The organism is Streptomyces sp. NRRL S-495 (assembly GCF_000966955.1).
GTDB lineage: Bacteria > Actinomycetota > Actinomycetes > Streptomycetales > Streptomycetaceae > Kitasatospora > Kitasatospora purpeofusca.
The window spans coordinates 1-427 of the sequence record NZ_JZWY01000702.1; the positions used below are offsets into that span (position 1 = coordinate 1).

Sequence of the window (427 nt, forward strand, 5' to 3'; positions counted from 1 at the left end):
CTGGCGCTGCTGGTGGAACGGGCCGGTGGGCGCCGGTGGACCGAGGCGCGGGCCGCCGGGCACGCGGCCGCGGCCCGTGACCGGCTGGGCGCGCTCACCGGGGATCCCGCCGCGACGGCCGAACTGGCGGCGCTGGCCGCACTGATCACCGACCGGGAGTACTGACGCCGGACAACCAACCCCGGACAACCGATCCCGGACAACCCGTCACGCGCCCCGTCCGGTCTCCTCCCACGGCGCCGGACCGTCCAGGATGTGGGCCCGGCCCTGGCGGTACAGCTCGGCGTCCACCTCCTTCAGCCGGCGCAGTTCGGCGGGCCGGTGGAGCTCGTGCACCTCGGCCGGCGCGGCGTCGTCCCCGGCGGCCGCGAGCAGCGCGTTGACCGCCAGCCGCGCCGACTGGTTGGCGCCCTCCATGGTGGCCAGG

General features: G+C 77.3%; 1 pseudogene. It reads right to left on the reverse strand.

What is annotated here, in order from left to right:
- Positions 1-207 precede the first annotated feature (207 nt).
- Positions 208-427: pseudogene (locus tag VR45_RS31240) on the reverse strand (hypothetical protein); the annotation flags it as partial.